This window comes from Klebsiella planticola ATCC 33531 (assembly GCF_000735435.1).
In the GTDB taxonomy this organism is placed as follows: Bacteria; Pseudomonadota; Gammaproteobacteria; order Enterobacterales; family Enterobacteriaceae; genus Klebsiella; species Klebsiella planticola.
Genome location: NZ_JMPP01000030.1, coordinates 1 through 16,974 on the forward strand (window position 1 = coordinate 1; position 16,974 = coordinate 16,974).

At 55.9% G+C, this 16,974-nt stretch carries 16 protein-coding genes; 7 read left to right on the forward strand and 9 right to left on the reverse strand.

Annotation, left to right across the window (positions count from 1 at the left end; genetic code table 11):
• From GRPL_RS11620 to GRPL_RS11610, 3 genes are all read right to left on the reverse strand, one after another.
• The coding region (locus GRPL_RS11620; protein ID WP_032699460.1) for an ABC transporter permease family protein at window positions 1-350 on the reverse strand (350 nt) is incomplete at its 3' end.
• On the reverse strand, window positions 340-1,248 hold the full coding sequence (locus tag GRPL_RS11615) for a carbohydrate ABC transporter permease (RefSeq protein WP_032699418.1): 909 nt from the start codon (window positions 1,246-1,248) through the stop codon (window positions 340-342). The genes GRPL_RS11615 and GRPL_RS11620, both read right to left, overlap by 11 nt.
• Before the next feature lie 9 nt (window positions 1,249-1,257).
• Window positions 1,258-2,502: an extracellular solute-binding protein gene (locus GRPL_RS11610; RefSeq protein ID WP_032699419.1), complete on the reverse strand. Its 1,245-nt coding sequence runs from the start codon at window positions 2,500-2,502 to the stop codon at window positions 1,258-1,260.
• 211 nt (window positions 2,503-2,713) lie between these two features.
• Between GRPL_RS11610 and GRPL_RS11605 the strand changes: the two genes are divergently transcribed.
• On the forward strand, window positions 2,714-3,886 hold the full coding sequence (locus GRPL_RS11605) for an ROK family transcriptional regulator (RefSeq protein ID WP_032695249.1): 1,173 nt from the start codon (window positions 2,714-2,716) through the stop codon (window positions 3,884-3,886).
• A gap of 110 nt (window positions 3,887-3,996) precedes the next feature.
• Here the strand turns inward: GRPL_RS11605 and GRPL_RS11600 are convergent, their stop codons facing one another.
• Window positions 3,997-4,440, reverse strand: coding sequence for a 6,7-dimethyl-8-ribityllumazine synthase (locus GRPL_RS11600; protein ID WP_032695247.1), 444 nt, complete (start codon window positions 4,438-4,440; stop codon window positions 3,997-3,999).
• A gap of 447 nt (window positions 4,441-4,887) precedes the next feature.
• Between GRPL_RS11600 and GRPL_RS11595 the strand changes: the two genes are divergently transcribed.
• Window positions 4,888-5,886 (forward strand): fatty acid desaturase, encoded by a 999-nt coding sequence (locus tag GRPL_RS11595; RefSeq protein WP_032687040.1) that lies wholly within the window; start codon window positions 4,888-4,890, stop codon window positions 5,884-5,886.
• Window positions 5,876-6,670: a phosphate/phosphite/phosphonate ABC transporter substrate-binding protein gene (locus GRPL_RS11590; protein ID WP_032687041.1), complete on the forward strand. Its 795-nt coding sequence runs from the start codon at window positions 5,876-5,878 to the stop codon at window positions 6,668-6,670. The genes GRPL_RS11595 and GRPL_RS11590 overlap by 11 nt, the downstream gene beginning before the upstream one ends.
• Before the next feature lie 55 nt (window positions 6,671-6,725).
• On the opposite strand, the gene GRPL_RS11585 is transcribed toward GRPL_RS11590, so the two are convergent.
• From GRPL_RS11585 to GRPL_RS11565, 5 genes are read right to left on the reverse strand one after another with little or no spacing between them, the layout of a single operon-like run.
• Window positions 6,726-8,054, reverse strand: coding sequence for an LLM class flavin-dependent oxidoreductase (locus GRPL_RS11585; RefSeq protein ID WP_032687042.1), 1,329 nt, complete (start codon window positions 8,052-8,054; stop codon window positions 6,726-6,728).
• Window positions 8,055-8,096: 42 nt separating this feature from the next.
• Window positions 8,097-8,996 carry an ABC transporter substrate-binding protein gene (locus tag GRPL_RS11580; protein ID WP_032695244.1) on the reverse strand — a complete coding sequence of 300 codons (900 nt, stop codon included), beginning with the start codon at window positions 8,994-8,996 and terminating at the stop codon, window positions 8,097-8,099.
• Between the two features lie 43 nt (window positions 8,997-9,039).
• Complete coding sequence (locus GRPL_RS11575; protein WP_032687044.1) at window positions 9,040-9,708, reverse strand: ABC transporter permease; 669 nt, start codon at window positions 9,706-9,708, stop codon at window positions 9,040-9,042.
• On the reverse strand, window positions 9,708-10,337 hold the full coding sequence (locus GRPL_RS11570) for an ABC transporter permease (RefSeq protein ID WP_032687046.1): 630 nt from the start codon (window positions 10,335-10,337) through the stop codon (window positions 9,708-9,710). Before GRPL_RS11570 ends, GRPL_RS11575 begins: the two co-directional genes overlap by 1 nt.
• The gene (locus tag GRPL_RS11565; protein WP_032687047.1) at window positions 10,330-11,418 is read right to left on the reverse strand and encodes an ABC transporter ATP-binding protein; all 1,089 of its coding nucleotides are present in this window, start codon (window positions 11,416-11,418) and stop codon (window positions 10,330-10,332) included. Before GRPL_RS11565 ends, GRPL_RS11570 begins: the two co-directional genes overlap by 8 nt.
• A gap of 852 nt (window positions 11,419-12,270) precedes the next feature.
• Between GRPL_RS11565 and tdcA the strand changes: the two genes are divergently transcribed.
• From tdcA to tdcD, 4 genes are all read left to right on the forward strand, one after another.
• A complete protein-coding gene (tdcA, locus tag GRPL_RS11560; RefSeq protein ID WP_032695243.1) occupies window positions 12,271-13,209 on the forward strand; it encodes a transcriptional regulator TdcA in 939 nt (312 codons plus the stop codon).
• A 181-nt stretch (window positions 13,210-13,390) separates the two neighbouring features.
• Window positions 13,391-14,380 carry a bifunctional threonine ammonia-lyase/L-serine ammonia-lyase TdcB gene (tdcB, locus tag GRPL_RS11555; RefSeq protein ID WP_032687049.1) on the forward strand — a complete coding sequence of 330 codons (990 nt, stop codon included), beginning with the start codon at window positions 13,391-13,393 and terminating at the stop codon, window positions 14,378-14,380.
• A gap of 20 nt (window positions 14,381-14,400) precedes the next feature.
• The gene (gene tdcC, locus GRPL_RS11550; RefSeq protein WP_032699420.1) at window positions 14,401-15,732 is read left to right on the forward strand and encodes a threonine/serine transporter TdcC; all 1,332 of its coding nucleotides are present in this window, start codon (window positions 14,401-14,403) and stop codon (window positions 15,730-15,732) included.
• Between the two features lie 28 nt (window positions 15,733-15,760).
• Entirely contained in the window at window positions 15,761-16,969 is a 1,209-nt protein-coding gene (gene tdcD, locus GRPL_RS11545) for a propionate kinase (protein ID WP_032699421.1), read from the forward strand.
• The last annotated feature ends 5 nt before the right edge of the window (window positions 16,970-16,974 follow it).

The window sequence follows — 16,974 nt, forward strand, 5'->3', positions numbered from 1 at the left end:
TAGATGCCGAGCCCGGCGTACAGCCAGCCGTCGCGTCCGGGGTAGCGCGAGAAGCTGAAGGCGGCGGGCACCGCCAGCAGCAGCGACACCAGCGTCGCCCCAGCGGCAACCAGCAGGCTGTTGCGCAGGGCGGGGAGAAACAGCGCGCCGGGCTCACCGGGCTGCAGCGACAGCAGACGGGCGTAGCGGCTGAAGTCCCACTGACGCGGCAGCCACTCCAGCGGCACCCGGGTCAGATCGGCCGCGGCGCTGACGCTCATCAAAAACAGCCACGCCATGGGGGCCAGGATCGACAGCGCCACCAGCAGGGCCGCCAGGTAGCGCAGCAGAATACGCAGTTTACGTTTCATCATGAGTGCTCCGGCGGCGCTGACGCAGCAGCATAAACAGATACAGGGCGATCAGCAGGGCGCACATCAGGGTCATCAGGATGGCGTAGGCCGCGCCGCTGCCCGCCCGCAGGTAGCTAAAGGACTCCTGGTAGACGAAGAAACTCAGCGTGCGGGTACTGTCCAGCGGCCCGCCGCGGGTCATTACGTAGATGATATCGAAGACCTTAAACGCATCGATGGTGCGCAGGACCAGGGCCACGCCGAGCGGGGCGGCGATCGCCGGGAAGGTAATGGCGCGAAAACGCCGCCACGACGAGGCGCCGTCAAGGCGAGCCGCTTCGTATAAATCCTCCGGAATGGATTGCAGCGCGGCCAGCACCAGCAGGGTGACCAGCGGATAGTTCTTCCAGATATCCGCCAGCATCACCGCGTTGAGGGCCGAGTCCGGCGACCCCAGCCAGCTGCGGTAACCGTCGATAATGCCCCATTGACTGAGCAAGGCGTTAATACTGCCGTAGTCCGGGTTGAAGTTGAGCCGCCACATCATCGCGTTAACGATAGTCGGCAGCGCCCAGGGCAAAATGACCAGCACCCGCAGGATATTGCGTCCGAAAAATGGCTGATTGAGCAACAGCGCCACCAGCACGCCGATAACCCCTTCAATGGCGACAGAGACCACGGTGAAGTAGAGGGTGCGGGCGAAGGCGGCGCGAAAATCCGGGTCGGTTAACGCATACAGATAGTTATCCAGCCAGAGGTAATTCGTCACATCGCCATTGCCCACCAGCGCGGTGTCGGTAAAGCTCAGCCATAGCGTGCGCGCCAGCGGCCAGGCCGTCAGCAGAAACATCACGATCAGCATGGGTGCCAGAAGCACCCATGCCTGACGCTGCTCGCGTTGTTGCAAACTCAGCATCAAATGTCCTTAACGCAGGCGCGCCGCGCTTTTGTCGACGGCTTGCATCGCGGCATCCGGGGCGGCCTTGCCCTGCAGAACGGCCTGAAGCTGCTGTTGTAAGGCGTTGGAGAGGCGCGAGTAGTCCGCGGTTTCCGGACGCGACAGCATCACGTTCAGCGATTTATCCGCTGCGGCGATCAGGCTCTCCTGACCTTTCGCCACCGCCGGGTCCTGATAGGAGGATTTCCACACCGGCAGGCTCAGCTTCGCATATTTATCCTGCACCGGTTGCGAGGTCAGATAGTGAATATACTGCCACGCCTGTTCCGGATGCTGGCTGGCTTTGGCAATGCCTAACCCCATTGAGCCGTTCACCGCGCCGGGTTTGTCCGGCGTATCGCCGGGGGCCGGCATAATGCCGACATCGCCCGCTACCTTACTTTGTTTCGGGTCGTTGGCCATGTTGTACATATAGGTCCAGTTCAGGGCAAATGCCGCGTCGCCGTTGGAGAAGGCCTTGCGCACATCCTCTTCCAGATATTCACGGGAGGCCGGATTGCTTAACCCGTCATCCAGCGATTGTTTCATCAGCGTAACTGCTTTCAACGACGCCGGAGTGGAAAAGTCCAGTTTGCCGTTCTGATAAAACTGCCCGCCAAACCCGGAGACGAGGGTGGTGTAGTCGCACACCAGCGCTTCTGCCTGCGACCAGCTCCACACCAGCGGGTATTTAACGATACCTTTATCCTTGATGATTTTGGCGTCGTCCAGCACCTGTTGCCAGGTGGTCGGCATCTGCTTGATCCCGGCTTTGTCCAGCATCGCTTTGTTGTAGTAAAGATACTTGGTGTCGAGGATCCACGGCATGCCCAGCGTTTTGCCTTTGTAAACCACGGTATTCATGGCGCCGGGGAAAACCTTCTCCCGTTCGGCGACGGGAATACGTGCCGAGACATCCTGCAGGAGATCGAAGTGGCTAAATTCGGCAGGCCAGATGGCATCGAAGAGCACCACGTCGTAGCCGTTGCCGCCGGCTCCGCGTGCGGCAACGATTTTGTCATGCAACGCTTCGTAGGGGACGAACTCAAGGTTGATTTTGATATCCGGGTTTTGTTTTTCGAAATCGGCGGTCATGGCGCGAATGTCATTTTCGCTGTACGCCGCCTGGGTCATAAACAGGGCGTTAACCTGGGTGGCCGCCGCCGCACTCCCGCTGATGACCAGCATAGCCAGCAGACCGGCTTTAACCCGAAATGCACTGTAGTCGTTCATGTTGCTCTCCGCGGTACTGAAAAGAGGGATATGATTTATTAAATCAATTTGATTGATTTAATCGGGGCGACAATACGGCCCAAACGTCATTCGTGGCCCTTAGCATAAGCGTAGCAAAGCTTATGCCACCCGAAAGGGGGGAGGAGAATGTCGTTGCGCGAATTGTGACGCTGGCTAGAATTGCAGCATGATGCGACCAGGAAGGGACGGAATGAAAACCTCGGGAACGAACCTTGAACACGCGCGAGTACACAACCGGCGGGTGGTGATTGAGGCCGTGCGTCTGCACGGTACGCTGACCCGGGCGGAGCTGGCGCGAATTACCGCGCTGACGCCGCAAACGGTCTCCAATATTGTCGCCGAGCTACAGCAGATGGGGTTGCTCACCAGCCATGAACCGCGTCGCGCCGCAGGACGCGGTCAGCCGGCGGTGCCGGTGAGCCTCAACCCCGCCAGCGCGTGGTCCATCGGGATCCATCTCGACCATCAAACCTTGATCATCGTGCTGGTGGATCTCACCGGCGAGATCCATTTCCGCCGGCTCATTCTGGTGCAAAAGCCCCAACCTGGTGCCACCTTTGCCCGCATTGCCGAGGTGGTGCAGGAGATGAAAGCGCTGCCCGGGCTCGACTGGAGTCGGGTGCTGGGCATTGGCGTAGTGATGCCTGGGCCGTTTGGCGTGGAGGGCATTTCTTCGACCGGGCCGACCACTCTCAACGGCTGGGAGGGGGTGGATGTAGCGTCGGAGCTGGAGCGGATAAGCGGTCTGCCGGTCACCCTGGAGAATGACGCCACGGTGGCGGCTATCGGCGAGCGCTTCCACGGGGTGGCGCGCCAGCTGAATTCGTTTGTTTATCTGTATATCGGCACCGGGCTTGGCGCCGGGATCTTCACCGACGGCCATATCTATACCGGCCACGCCCACAACGCCGGAGAGGTCGGGCATATCGTGGTGCAACCGGGAGGGCGCGCCTGTTACTGCGGTAACCAGGGCTGCCTTGAACGCTACGTTTCTCTGCAGGCGGCCTATGAGTTTTGCGGTCTCGACCCCTACCGGGCGCTGCCCGAGGACCTGCTGGCGGTGGAGGCGTCGCTGTTCGATCGCTGGGTGGAGACGGCGTTACCGTCGCTGCGCCAGGCCATTAATTTGCTGGAATGCGTTTTCGATGCGGAAACGGTGGTGGTCGGCGGCATGATGCCCGCGCCGCTGTTGGAGAAAGTGCTGGCCCGCCTGCCGCCGCTGTATCAGTCGGTGCGCGGGCGTTATCTCCCGGCAATGCGGGTGAAAATGGGGATGACGGGCACCGACACCGCCGCCCTCGGCGCTGCCGCACTGCCGATCTTTGATGAGTTTAATCCGCAGTTTCAGGCATTGATGAAGTAGGCCGCCGGCGCAATTCAGCACCGCCCGCACCGTGCGTCGCGGATGAGCCCACGCAAAGGACCGCCGGCGGGGGCTCATCGTTAGCGGACCACGCGGTTAAAGGCGTTGATTCACTCTTTCGCCAGCGGCAAGTTGTGGATCTGCAGTACCGCTCTGGCGGCTTCCTGACCCTTTTTGATGAAATGCTGGCTGTAAAAATCGATGAACTCGTCGGCAGGCTGGAAGTTGTGCGGCGTCAGAGAGACGGAGAACATCGGGACTTCGGTGGCCAGCTGGGCCTGCATCAGACCGCTGACCACGGCCTGGGCGACAAAGTCATGGCGATAGATACCGCCATCGACCACCAGCGCGGCGCACACGATGGCATCATAGCGTCCGCTTTTTGCCAGCTTCTGCGCCAGAAGCGGCATTTCAAATGCGCCAGGGACATCCCAGCTGTCGAGCGAATAATCAACCTGCTGACGGTCCAGCTCCTGCTGAAAACCGCTCTGCGCCTGGCTGACGATGTCACTGTGCCAGTTAGCTTTGATAAAGGCGACGTTTAACGATGGCATGGCATACTCCTGTAAAATGACCGCATCAGGCGAGTCAAAGAATGTTGATCTTCAGGTCTTATACTCCGCGAGCCGTTTCAGGCCCCCACCGGGCGATGCTCTCATTCGCTCGGTTTACGCGCTTTCACACGGAGCTCAGGTCCTGTCTCATTAGCCAAAAGCGCTGGCGCATTCAGCAGCGTTCGGACGGGATCCGGTCGTTAACATTATACTGTTATGTCAAGAGACGATAGCCGTTTTTATCCGCCGCACGCCGTGGAATACCTGTTCTCGGCCTGCGGGCGGCGCGGGCGTCTCATGGGGGCCGGGGGCGCTATCCCGCCGGGCAGAAAAGTGCGCGCATCATCATTTTCTGGCAAAGCTAAGTGATTTAAATACTTTGTTATTTTCCGCGTTTTCTCTCATCTTCTGGAGGCAAAAAGTTACGCGGAGAGAGTACCGGTAGTGATGACACAGCACTCGTCGAAGTATCTGCATCAGCAGCAGCGCGATCTGATTCGCCAGCTTTCCCGCCGCTGGCTGTGGCGCAGCGAATTACCCACCTGGCTATTAATTATTGCGGTCTACAGCGGCTGGTTTATGACCCTGATCTACTGGCAGACGCTGGGGCTTTTCCCGGCGACCGTGCTGCTCATCTGGTTTACCGCCTGGTACATGTCGTTGCAGCATGAGCTGATCCACGGCCACCCGACGCCCTGGCGGTGGTGTAATCAGCTGCTGGGCACGCTACCGCTGGCAGTGTGGTATCCCTACGGGCTTTATCGCGATTCGCATCTGGCGCACCACAATAACGACCGGCTGACGCTGCCGGTGGATGACCCCGAATCCTACTATTTTAGCGCCGAAAGCTGGCGCCGTTTCTCGCCCTGGCAGCGTAAAGTGATACATCTGCGCAATACGTTTTTCGGCCGTCTGCTGCTGGCCCCGCTGCTGGATATTGTGCAAACGCTCGCCAGCGCGGTGAACGCCTTTCGCTATCGCCAGGGGAAAGCGATGATCATGTGGCTGGTTCACGGCGGATTGCTGGCCGCACTCCTGACGTGGATGGCACGCTGTGATTTTTCGCCGCTCTATTTCGTGGTGGTCATCAGCTACCCGGCGCTGGCGCTGACCAAAATTCGCTCCTTCCTCGAGCATCGGGCCGCTGACGACCCGCTGGCGCGCTCGGTCATCAATGAGGCCGGGCTGCTGTGGCGGCTGCTGTTTCTGAACCTGAACTACCACTCCGTGCATCATGATCTGCCCGGCGTACCGTGGTACGGTCTGAGAAAACTCTATCTGCTGGAGCGGGAGCGCTACCAGCAGCGTAATCACGGGTTCGTGGTGCGCGGCTATGGTGAGTGGCTGCGCGCCTTTTTCTTCAGCGCGGTGGCGGTGAACGCCCATCCGGGGATCGGGAAAGCCTCCCGGGCAGGAGAGCAGGCGGGAGAAAGTGATGAGTCATAGCGTGAATTTGCCGATGTATGCGCTTCACCCGCCGGAGAACCAGGCGTTAGAAGCCGCGGTGCGGGAGCTGTTGCTCGCCCGAGGCATTGCCGTGAGTTCACCATCGTCGCCGCCGACGGACTTACTTTCGCACTGGCGTCAGCCGGATCTGCTGCTGAGCCAGACCTGCGGCTACCCGCTGGCGACGCTGCTGCCGGAGGTTCAGACGGTGGGCTGTTTTCACTATTCGGCGCCCGGCTGCGCAGGGATTGATTACCGCAGCCTGCTGGTGGCCCGTAAGGCGGATAACGCGCGGCCGCTCGCCGATTTCCGTGGGCGGCGGGCGATCTGCAATTCGCCCGATTCGCAGTCAGGTTATAACGTCTTACTGAAAATGGTGGCTCCGCTCGCCCACGAGGGGCGCTTTTTTTCCGGGGTCAATTTCAGCGGCAGCCACCGACAGTCGCTGCTCGGCTTACAGCAGGGGGCGGGCGATATTGCCGCCATCGACTGCGTTAGCTGGGCGCTGCTGGCGCGCCATGAACCTGCGGTACTGGAGGGGTTGTGCGTTATCGGCCAGACGCCGTCGGCGCCAGGGCTGCCGCTGATTACCGGGCCGCAAACGACAGCGCAAACCCTGGCCGGTTTGCGATCGGCGCTGCGGCAGTTGGTCAGCGATGCGCAATATCGGGAGCGCTGCGACGCGCAGTTTATCTGTGGTTTCAGCCCGGTGACCCGGGAGCCCTATTCCAGACTGCTGGCGTGGCGCGAAGAGGCGCGACAACTGGGCGTGACGCAACTTTGACAGACCGGAGAAGGTTGACCTCCTCCGGTCAAGGCGTCGCGTAGGTTGCCGCCTGCTAGCGGGCAAAGCGGTTATCGGCCTTCGGCAAGCCCAGTTTTTCCCGCAGCGTACCCGGCGGATAGCTCTTTTTCATGGCACCGCTGCGCTGAAGAATCGGCACCACCTGCTCGACAAAACGGTCAAAATCGCCAGGCAATAGCGGGAACATCAAGTTAAATCCATCGGCAGCGCCGGCGCGCCAGATCTCGATAAGCCCGTTGGCGACCTCTTCTGCGCTGCCAATCAGCAGCCAGCTATCGGAGCTTTGCAGCAGTAAGCGGCCCAGTTCCAGTATGGTCAGCGCCGGGTCGTAGTCGCGGATCAGCCGCAGCGCGGTGCGAATGCCGTCAAACGTCTCTTCATCCGGCAGCGGCGGCAGCGGTTGGTCGACAGCGCAGGTCGAGAGGTCCATACGCAGGTAGGAAGAGAGCAGGTCGATGGCCATTCGATCGCTCATCAACCGGTTGTTGAGCTGCTGACGAGCCTCCTTTTCGCCACTGGAGTTCACCACCACCGGCAGCACGCCGGCGATGATTTTGAAGTGTGCCGGGTCACGTCCCTTCGCCAGCAGCCGCTGGTTCATCTCCTGGCGATAGCGCAGCCCCTCTGCAACGGATTTAATAAACACGAAGTGCATATCTGACCAGGTTGCCGCCAGCTCTTTCCCTGCCTCCGACGATCCGGCCTGTACCAGCAGCGGATGGCCCTGCGGCGGGCGCGGCACGTTCAGCGGTCCGCGAACGTTAAAGAATTCGCCGTGATGGTCGAGGTGATGGACTTTCTGTTTGTCGGCAAACAGACCGCTCGCTTTGTCGTACAGGACGGCATCCTCTTCCCAGGAGTCCCAAAGCCGGGTGACGACATCAATAAATTCACCGGCGCGCTGATAGCGGTTGTCGTGCCGGGGCAGCTGCCGGAGGCCGAAATTGGCCGCCTCTTCCTCCAGCCACGAGGTGACGATATTCCAGCTTGCCCGGCCATTACTCAGGAAATCGAGCGAGGCAAAGTAGCGTGCAAGGTTGTAGGGTTCGTTATACGACGTCGACGCCGTCCCCATCAGGCCAATATGCTCGGTGACGGCCGCCAGCGCGGCGAGCAGGGTGATGGGTTCCAGCCGGGCGTTGGCGTAGTGGGTCAGACCGCTGGGCACCGTATCCCAGATAGCAATATGATCGGCAATAAAAATGGCATCGAGCGTGGCCGCCTCGGCTTTCCTGGCCAGTTCGGCATAATAACTAAGGGTAAAAATTTCTTTTCCCGGCGCCTGCGGGTGACGCCAGGAGAAGCGATAATCGCCCTGGGGATTGAAGAAGAACAGATTCAGAATCATCGGGTTTTTAGACATCGTCGCGCTCATTTGGCTGATGGCCACTCCCTGGCCGGATGATTAAGGGGTCGTCAGGTTAGCATTAACCCATTGTTCGGCCACGGCCGCCGGGTCCTTATGCTGAAGATCCACCTGCTGGTTCAGCGCAATCAGCGCCGCATTGTCGAGTCTGGCGGAGACCGCATTGAGCACGCTGCTGACGTTCGCCGACAGGCTGGCTTTGCGCACCAGCGGCACGACGTTCTGGCTGGGCTGTTCGTGCTTATCGTCGGCTAAGACCACCCAATCCTCTTTGGCCAGATTGCCCTGGGTAGAGACCACCGTGGCGACGTCGATTTTGCCGGAGTTCAGCGCCAGACGAGTCAGCGGCCCGCCCATATCCAGCGATTTCACCGCCTTAAACTCAAGTCCGTAGACGCGCTTGAGCCCCGGTAAGCCGAGTGCGCGCACCGCCAGCTCCGGCGGCCCGCCGATGGTCAGTTGATGGGCGATAGGCTGAAGATCGGACAGTTTCGTCAACTGGTATTTCTTTGCCGTGTCCGCGCGTACCGCCCAGGCGGTAATCGACGTGGCCGGGGAGGGGTCAAGCAGCGTGAAATCGGCGGGCAATACTTTCGCCAGCTCGGCGCTCACGTCGCTCTGGCGCGTAGCCAGGGTTTTCCCGTCATAATAGTTAAGCAGGGCGCCAAGATATTCCGGCACAATATCAATCTCGCCGCTCTTTAGCGCCGGCAGAATAATCTCGCGGTTGCCGAGATTAAGCCGGGTTTTGACCTCGATATTCTTTTTCTTTAGCGCGCTGGCGTAAATATTGGCGAGAATAGAGCTCTCCGTAAAATTGGCTCCGCCGATAGTTACGCTTTCTGCCAGTACACTAAAACTCAAGCTGAATAATCCGGCGGCGAGGAGAGATAAACGGAACCGTCGGGCGTTAACAGGGAACCCCAATATATGCTTCATAGTGCCTCTTTATATGCAGATGATTTATGGTTGTGGTTGTTGTTTAATACTCTGGTGCGATGGCGGTATGACTCCATTTCCGGCTACAGCAGCTGAACAGCAGTTCACTGCCGATAGCCAGTAGCGAGACTACCAGCGACCCGGCAATAACCTGTGGAATATCGCGCTGACCAAGACCGTCGATCAGGAAGCGCCCCAGACCGCCCAGGCCGGCGTAGGCGGCGACCACGGCGGTGGCGATCAGCTGTACCAGCGCGGTGCGCAGCCCGGCGATAATCAGCGGCGCCGCCAGCGGGATACGCAGTTGCCACAGGCTTTGCCATGGCGTCATTCCCAACGCGGTGGCGGCGTCGCAAAGCGGGCGATCGGCATGATAAATACCGACCCAGGTATTGGTCAGCACGGGGGGGATCGACATGGCCACCAGCGCGGCAAAAACCGGCACATCATTAAAACCAAATAAAATAATGCATAGCAAAATAAGCCCTAATGAGGGAATGGCGCGGCCAATATTAAACAGATTAATAATAAGGAAGGCGCCTTTCCGCCAGTAGCCGAGGGCAATACCCAGCGGCAAAGCGATGGCCGATGAGCAAGCGATGCTGATCAGCACATAATAAATATGCTCGCGCAGGCGCAGTAAAATACCCGCATCGCCGAACCAGTGTTCGGGTTGTGAAAACCAGCGGACGGTGGCCAGTAATATATCCATTAGCGTGCCCAGGGCGTGAGCCAATAGCCGACGTGGGCGATCAGCGAGTCCAGTAAAAACGACAGCACGAGGCTTAATGCCAGGCTGACAACAATGGGAGTGAGAAAATCCTGATTAAAGCCCGCCAGCAGCAATTGCCCCAGACCGCCCTGGCCAATCAGCGCGGTGACGGTGACCAGCCCCACCAGCGTCACGGAGGCAATCCGCAGACCGGCAAACAGAGAGGGCACCAGCAGAGGTAACTCAATATCCATAAACCGGTAGTGGCGCGTGTAGCCGAGTGCGCGCGCCGACTCCAGCACGGCGGCGGGCAGTTTTTCGATACCGGCGATAACGTTACGCAGCAGGATCAACAGTGAATAGATGGTTAAGCCGATGACCGAGGTCGTCAGCGACAGGCCGGTAAAGGGCAGTAACAGAATAAATAACGCCAGCGACGGGATAGTAAAGATGACCCCGCAAAGATAAATCAAAGGCTGAGCGGTGGCGGGCCAGCGTAGCGTTACGACCAGCAGCGCGCCCGTTAACAGCGTGCCAAAAAACAGCGAGATGCAGACCAGCTGCGTATGTTGCCACAGCAGTTCGCCAATCAGGATTTTGTTGTCAACCATCCACTGCCAGTCAATCATAGCGGCGAATTTCCACGTGGCCATCCAGCACATGCTGGAGCAGGGCATGAGAAATGGTGCCCTGATATTGACCATTGCTGTCCACGTGCACCAGCACGCCCCCCGGTGCATCCAGCAGCGCGCTATAGGCAAAACGCAGCGTATTCAGGGCCTGCAGCGGCTGAACAATCGGCAGCGTGACGCGTTTATCCGGGTCGAACCAGTGGACGGGACGGCGTTCTTTATCCAGCACCAGCCGCAGCGGGCTGGTGACCGTCGGATGCGCGGTGGCTATCGGGGATAAACCTTCGTCAACCAGCGTGACATCATGTCGCGGTAGCTGGCCGACCTGAATCATCCCCAGCCGCTTGAGGTTGGGTTCGGGACCGATAAAGCGTTGGACAAACTCGCTCGCCGGGTGCGCCAGAATCCGGTCCGGCGTATCACACTGCGCCAGCACGCCCCCCTCCTGGAAGATGGCGATTTTATCTCCCAGCCGTATGGCCTCATTGATGTCATGCGTCACCAGCACGATGGTCTTGTGCAGGCGCTGCTGAATAAGCAATAGCTCATCCTGCAGACGCTCGCGGACCACCGGGTCAATGGCGGCGAAGGGTTCGTCCATCAGCAGAATCGGCGGATCGGCGGCTAACGCCCGGGCAATGGCGACGCGTCCCTGCTGCCCGCCGGAGAGCTGATGCGGGTAGCGCGCCAGCAGATGACGGTCTAGCGACATTAAGTCCACCAGTTCATCGATGCGGGCGCGAATTTGCGCTTTACGCCAGCCCAGCAGGCGAGGGACCGTGGCAATATTTTGCGCCACGGTACGATGGGGAAACAGCGCGGCGCTTTGCATGACAAAGCCAATTTTACGCCGCACCTGAATGATATCGGCCTGCGCGATGTTAACGCCCTGGACATAAACGCTGCCGGCGTCCGGTTTATCGAGTTGATTAATCATGCGCAGGATTGTGGTTTTGCCGCATCCGCTGGGGCCGACAAATGTGCAGAATTCACCGTTATTAATCATCAGGTTAAGGCCGCGTATTGCCGCATGCGCGCTGCCGGGATAGGTCTTGTGAATGTTTTCTAATCTGATCATGGGGAATTGTAGCACTCTGAATTTATTGAGAATTTATGGCTTTTACGGCGGCACGAATAAAATACAAATTACAGAGCGGCTATGGGGAGGGCAAATACGTTATTCGCAATTGCATAGTTGGAATCTGTTCAATTCTGTCCCACCAGAACGCAGTTTTTATCTGGCCCGGCCGCACAGGGCGCGTTTTTGTTCTGCAGGCGTGGCGAAAACGACGATTCTGCTGCCGTTTGGCGCGATGAAAGGGGGAGGCGCAGAATATTGATTTCAGAATTTGTGATGTATGGCACAAACGTCTATGGATGAAAGTTTTTGTCGTATGAAAAGTTACATTTGATTTTAATCAAGAAATTACGTGCTAAAAATTATGAAAAATGCAGAGTTAAAATTGTATGCAAAATGCTAATGCGTTGTGTCTGTTATTTTGCGCAATAATGAATGAAAGATACTTTTACAAACAACCAGGGGCGAAAAGTGTGACCCCATACGATTTTTAAAAAAAGAAAAACCTGATTTCTCATTATATTTTATTTTTTACACTAACAGTTGCATAACAATATCGCTGAATAATTGCACGCTGAAGGTTGAAATATCATGTTTAACTTCTTTCAAAATAGCTCAAAAATTAGCCTTTGTTATCCCCATAAAATATTGTTATCCCCGCATCTTTTTTTGACGAAAATCATGCAAAAAATCGACATTTAATTACTAATGCATTGATATTATTGTATTTATTTCTGTGTGAATTGGTCAGGGAAATATCTGTCAGAGGTGTTTGTGAGTGGTCTCACATAACCCTGCGATCGCCATTTGGTACACTTCACCGCGTCGAAAAGATAATTAAAGCAGGTTGATATGAATACGATTCCTCTGCCAAAAACACAGCACCTGGTCGTTTTCCAGGAAGTTATCAGAAGCGGTTCCATCGGCTCGGCAGCAAAAGAATTAGGATTAACTCAGCCCGCAGTGAGTAAGATCATTAATGACATTGAGGCATATTTTGGCACGGAGCTGGTGGTGCGTAAAAATACCGGCGTCACCTTGACCAATACCGGTCAGGTGCTGCTGTCCTGGTCGGAATCCATTACCCGTGAAATGAAAAATATGGTCAATGAAATGCACAGCATGACCTGTAACACGGTCGTCGACGTCTCGTTCGGTTTTCCGTCGCTGATTGGCTTCACCTTTATGTCTGACATGATTCACAAGTTCAAGAAAGTGTTTCCTAAAGCCCAGGTATCGATGTACGAAGCGCAGCTCTCCTCGTTCCTGCCGGCCATTCGCGACGGGCGGCTTGATTTCGCCATTGGCACGCTGAGTGATGAAATGAAGCTCCACGATCTGCACGTGGAGCCGCTGTTTGAATCGGAGTTTGTGCTGGTGGCCAGCAAGTCACGAACATGCACCGGCACCACCACGCTGGCGTCGTTGCAGAACGAACAGTGGGTGTTGCCGCAAACCAACATGGGTTACTACAGTGAACTCCTCACCACGCTACAGCGCAGCGGCATCAACAGTGAAAACATCGTTAAAACCGACTCCGTCGTCACAATTTATAATCTTGTTCTCAATGCTGATTTCCTGACAGTTATTCCTTGCGATATGACGACGCCCTTTGGCTCCAACCAGTTTATTACCATCCCGATTACCGAAGCCTTACCCGTTGCCCGCTATGCGGCAATTTGGTCAAAGAATTACCGCATTAAAAATGCCGCCTCGGTATTGGTGGAATTAGCAAAAGAATATTCAGCATCTGGCGGTTGCAGAAAAAGACAATTAATTGAAGTTGATTAGTTAAACAGATTTATTCTTGGTTATAAATTCATATCATCGCGCTGATTATCAGCCGGTGGTACCGGCTAACTATACCCTGAATAATTCAAATCGTAGCGTTGGCGGGAACATAATCCTGCCGGGATAAATACGCTTTGAAACATGACGGGATTATTATTTGATATCCAGTTAAGAGGCTATAATGCACATTACATACGATCTCCCGGTTGCCATTGACGATATCCTCGAAGCAAAGAAAAGACTGGCAGGAAAGATTTATAAAACAGGCATGCCGCGCTCTAATTATTTTAGCGAGCGCTGTAAAGGTGAAATATTCCTCAAGTTTGAGAATATGCAACGCACCGGGTCGTTTAAAATCCGCGGCGCCTTTAACAAACTCAGTTCACTCAGCGAAGCTGAAAAGCGTAAGGGCGTGGTGGCATGTTCCGCCGGCAACCATGCGCAAGGGGTTTCGCTCTCCTGCGCCATGCTGGGAATCGACGGCAAAGTGGTGATGCCAAAAGGAGCGCCGAAATCCAAGGTCGCCGCCACCTGTGATTATTCGGCGGAGGTGATCCTCCACGGTGACAACTTCAATGACACCATCGCTAAAGTCAGCGAAATTGTCGAAATGGAAGGTCGCATATTTATTCCTCCGTATGACGATGCCAAAGTTATTGCCGGGCAGGGGACCATTGGTCTGGAAATCATGGAAGATCTTTATGATGTCGATAATGTGATTGTGCCCATCGGCGGTGGTGGTCTGATTGCCGGGATCGCGGTAGCGATTAAATCGATTAACCCGACAATTCGAATTATTGGCGTGCAATCAGAAAATGTCCACGGTATGGCCGCATCTTATTACGCCGGCGCGATTACCAGTCACCGAACGACCGGCACCCTGGCCGATGGCTGCGATGTTTCACGTCCGGGAAATCTCACTTACGAAATCGTTCGCGAACTCGTCGATGATATTGTTCTGGTTAGTGAAGATGAAATCCGTAATAGCATGATCGCATTAATTCAGCGCAATAAAGTTATTACTGAAGGCGCCGGGGCGTTAGCCTGCGCCGCATTATTAAGCGGGAAGTTAGATAGCTATATTCAGAACCGGAAAACCGTCAGCATTATTTCTGGTGGCAATATCGATCTTTCTCGCGTTTCGCAAATTACTGGTTTAGTTGACGCTTAATCTTATGTTGAGGACAGGATATGAGTACTACTGATAGCATTGTATCCAGCGAGACAAGACAGTCATCCTGGCGTAAATCGGACACCACGTGGACCCTGGGATTATTTGGTACGGCCATCGGCGCCGGGGTGCTCTTTTTCCCCATTCGCGCCGGATTTGGCGGTTTAATCCCGATTCTTTTAATGCTGGTTTTAGCCTATCCGATCGCCTTTTATTGCCACCGGGCGCTGGCCCGGCTCTGTCTGTCCGGTTCGAATGCCTCCGGTAACATCACCGAGACGGTGGAAGAGCATTTCGGGAAAACGGGTGGCGTGGTCATCACGCTCCTCTACTTCTTCGCCATTTGCCCGCTGCTGTGGATTTACGGCGTCACCATTACCAACACCTTTATGACCTTCTGGGAAAACCAGCTGCAGATGCCGGCGCTGAACCGCGGCTTTGTGGCGCTGTTCCTGCTGCTGCTGATGGCGTTTGTCATCTGGTTCGGTAAGGATCTGATGGTTAAAGTGATGAGCTTCCTGGTCTTTCCGTTCATCGCCAGCCTGGTGCTGATTTCCCTGTCGCTGATTCCCTACTGGAACTCTGCGGTTATCGATCAGGTGAACCTCAGTGATATCGCCTTAACCGGGCACGATGGCATCCTCGTGACCGTGTGGCTGGGGATTTCTATCATGGTTTTCTCCTTTAACTTTTCGCCGATTGTCTCCTCGTTTGTGGTCTCTAAGCGGGAAGAGTATGAAAAGGATTACGGCCGCGATTTTACCGAGCGCAAATGTTCGCAGATTATCTCCCGCGCCAGTATGTTGATGGTAGCGGTGGTGATGTTCTTCGCCTTCAGCTGCCTGTTCACGCTGTCGCCGGAAAACATGGCGGATGCGAAAGCGCAGAACATTCCGGTGCTCTCTTACCTGGCGAACCACTTTGCCTCCATGTCCGGCAGCAAATCGACCTTTGCAACGGTACTGGAGTACGGCGCATCGATTATCGCCCTGGTGGCTATTTTCAAATCGTTCTTCGGCCACTATCTCGGTACCCTCGAAGGGCTGAACGGACTGGTTCTCAAGTTCGGCTATAAAGGTGATAAAACCAAAGTTTCTACCCGCAAGCTCAACACCATCAGCATGGTCTTTATTATGGGTTCCACCTGGGTGGTGGCGTATGCCAACCCAAATATCCTCGACCTGATTGAAGCGATGGGCGCGCCAATTATTGCCTCACTATTGTGTCTGTTACCGATGTATGCCATCCGTAAAGCGCCGTCGCTGGCGAAATATCGCGGCCGGCTGGATAACGTGTTCGTCACCACGGTGGGTTTACTGACCATTCTGAATATCGTCTACAAACTGTTTTAATTCAGCTCAGGATCAACGGAGTGATGAAATGAATGAATTCCCGGTAGTACTGGTCATTAACTGTGGATCGTCTTCTATTAAATTTTCAGTCCTTGATGCAAGCAGCTGTGATGTTTTAATGGCGGGAATTGCCGACGGGATTAATTCTGAAAACGCTTTTTTATCTATCAACGACGGAGAGCCAGTTAAGCTGGCTCAGCGTAACTACGAGGGCGCCTTAAAGGCCATTGCCTTTGAACTGGAAAAACGGTCGTTAATCGACAGCGTGGCCTTAATTGGCCACCGTATTGCCCACGGCGGAAATATATTTACGCAGTCCGTGGTGATTACCGAGGAGGTGATTGACAATATCCGTCGGGTGTCGCCATTAGCGCCGTTGCATAATTACGCCAATCTTAGCGGCATTGCCTCAGCGCAACAGCTCTTTCCGGGGGTCAGGCAGGTGGCGGTGTTTGATACCAGCTTCCACCAGACGCTGGCGCCAGAGGCCTATCTCTATGGGCTGCCGTGGAAGTATTTTGAGGAGCTCGGCGTGCGCCGCTACGGTTTTCACGGCACCTCGCATCGCTATGTCGCTCAGCGGGCGCAGACCTTGCTGGCGCTGCCGGAAGCGGATTCCGGGTTGGTTATCGCCCACCTGGGCAACGGTGCCTCTATCTGCGCCGTGCGCAACGGGCAGAGCGTGGATACCTCAATGGGGATGACGCCGCTGGAAGGGCTCATGATGGGCACCCGCTGTGGCGATGTCGACTTCGGCGCCATGGCATGGATCGCCTGCGAAACCAAGCAGACCCTCAGCGACCTTGAGCGGGTGGTGAACAAGGAGTCCGGGCTGCTTGGCATTTCCGGCCTCTCTTCCGATCTGCGGGTGCTGGAGAAGGCCTGGCACGCCGGTCATGAGCGCGCCCGGCTGGCGATTAAAACCTTTGTCCATCGGATTGCCCGCCATATTGCCGGTCATGCCGCATCGCTACATCGTCTCGACGGAATTATTTTTACCGGCGGTATCGGTGAGAACTCGTTATTAATTCGTCGCCTGGTGATTGAACATCTGGCGGTACTGGGGGTCACCCTCGATCCTGACATGAATAGCCTGCCCAATTCCCACGGTGAAAGAATTATTTCCACCGACTCCGCCCGGGTTATTTGCGCGGTTATCCCGACCAATGAAGAGAAAATGATTGCCCTCGATGCGATTCACTTAGGGAAAATTAACGCACAAGTGGAATTTGCATAATTTAT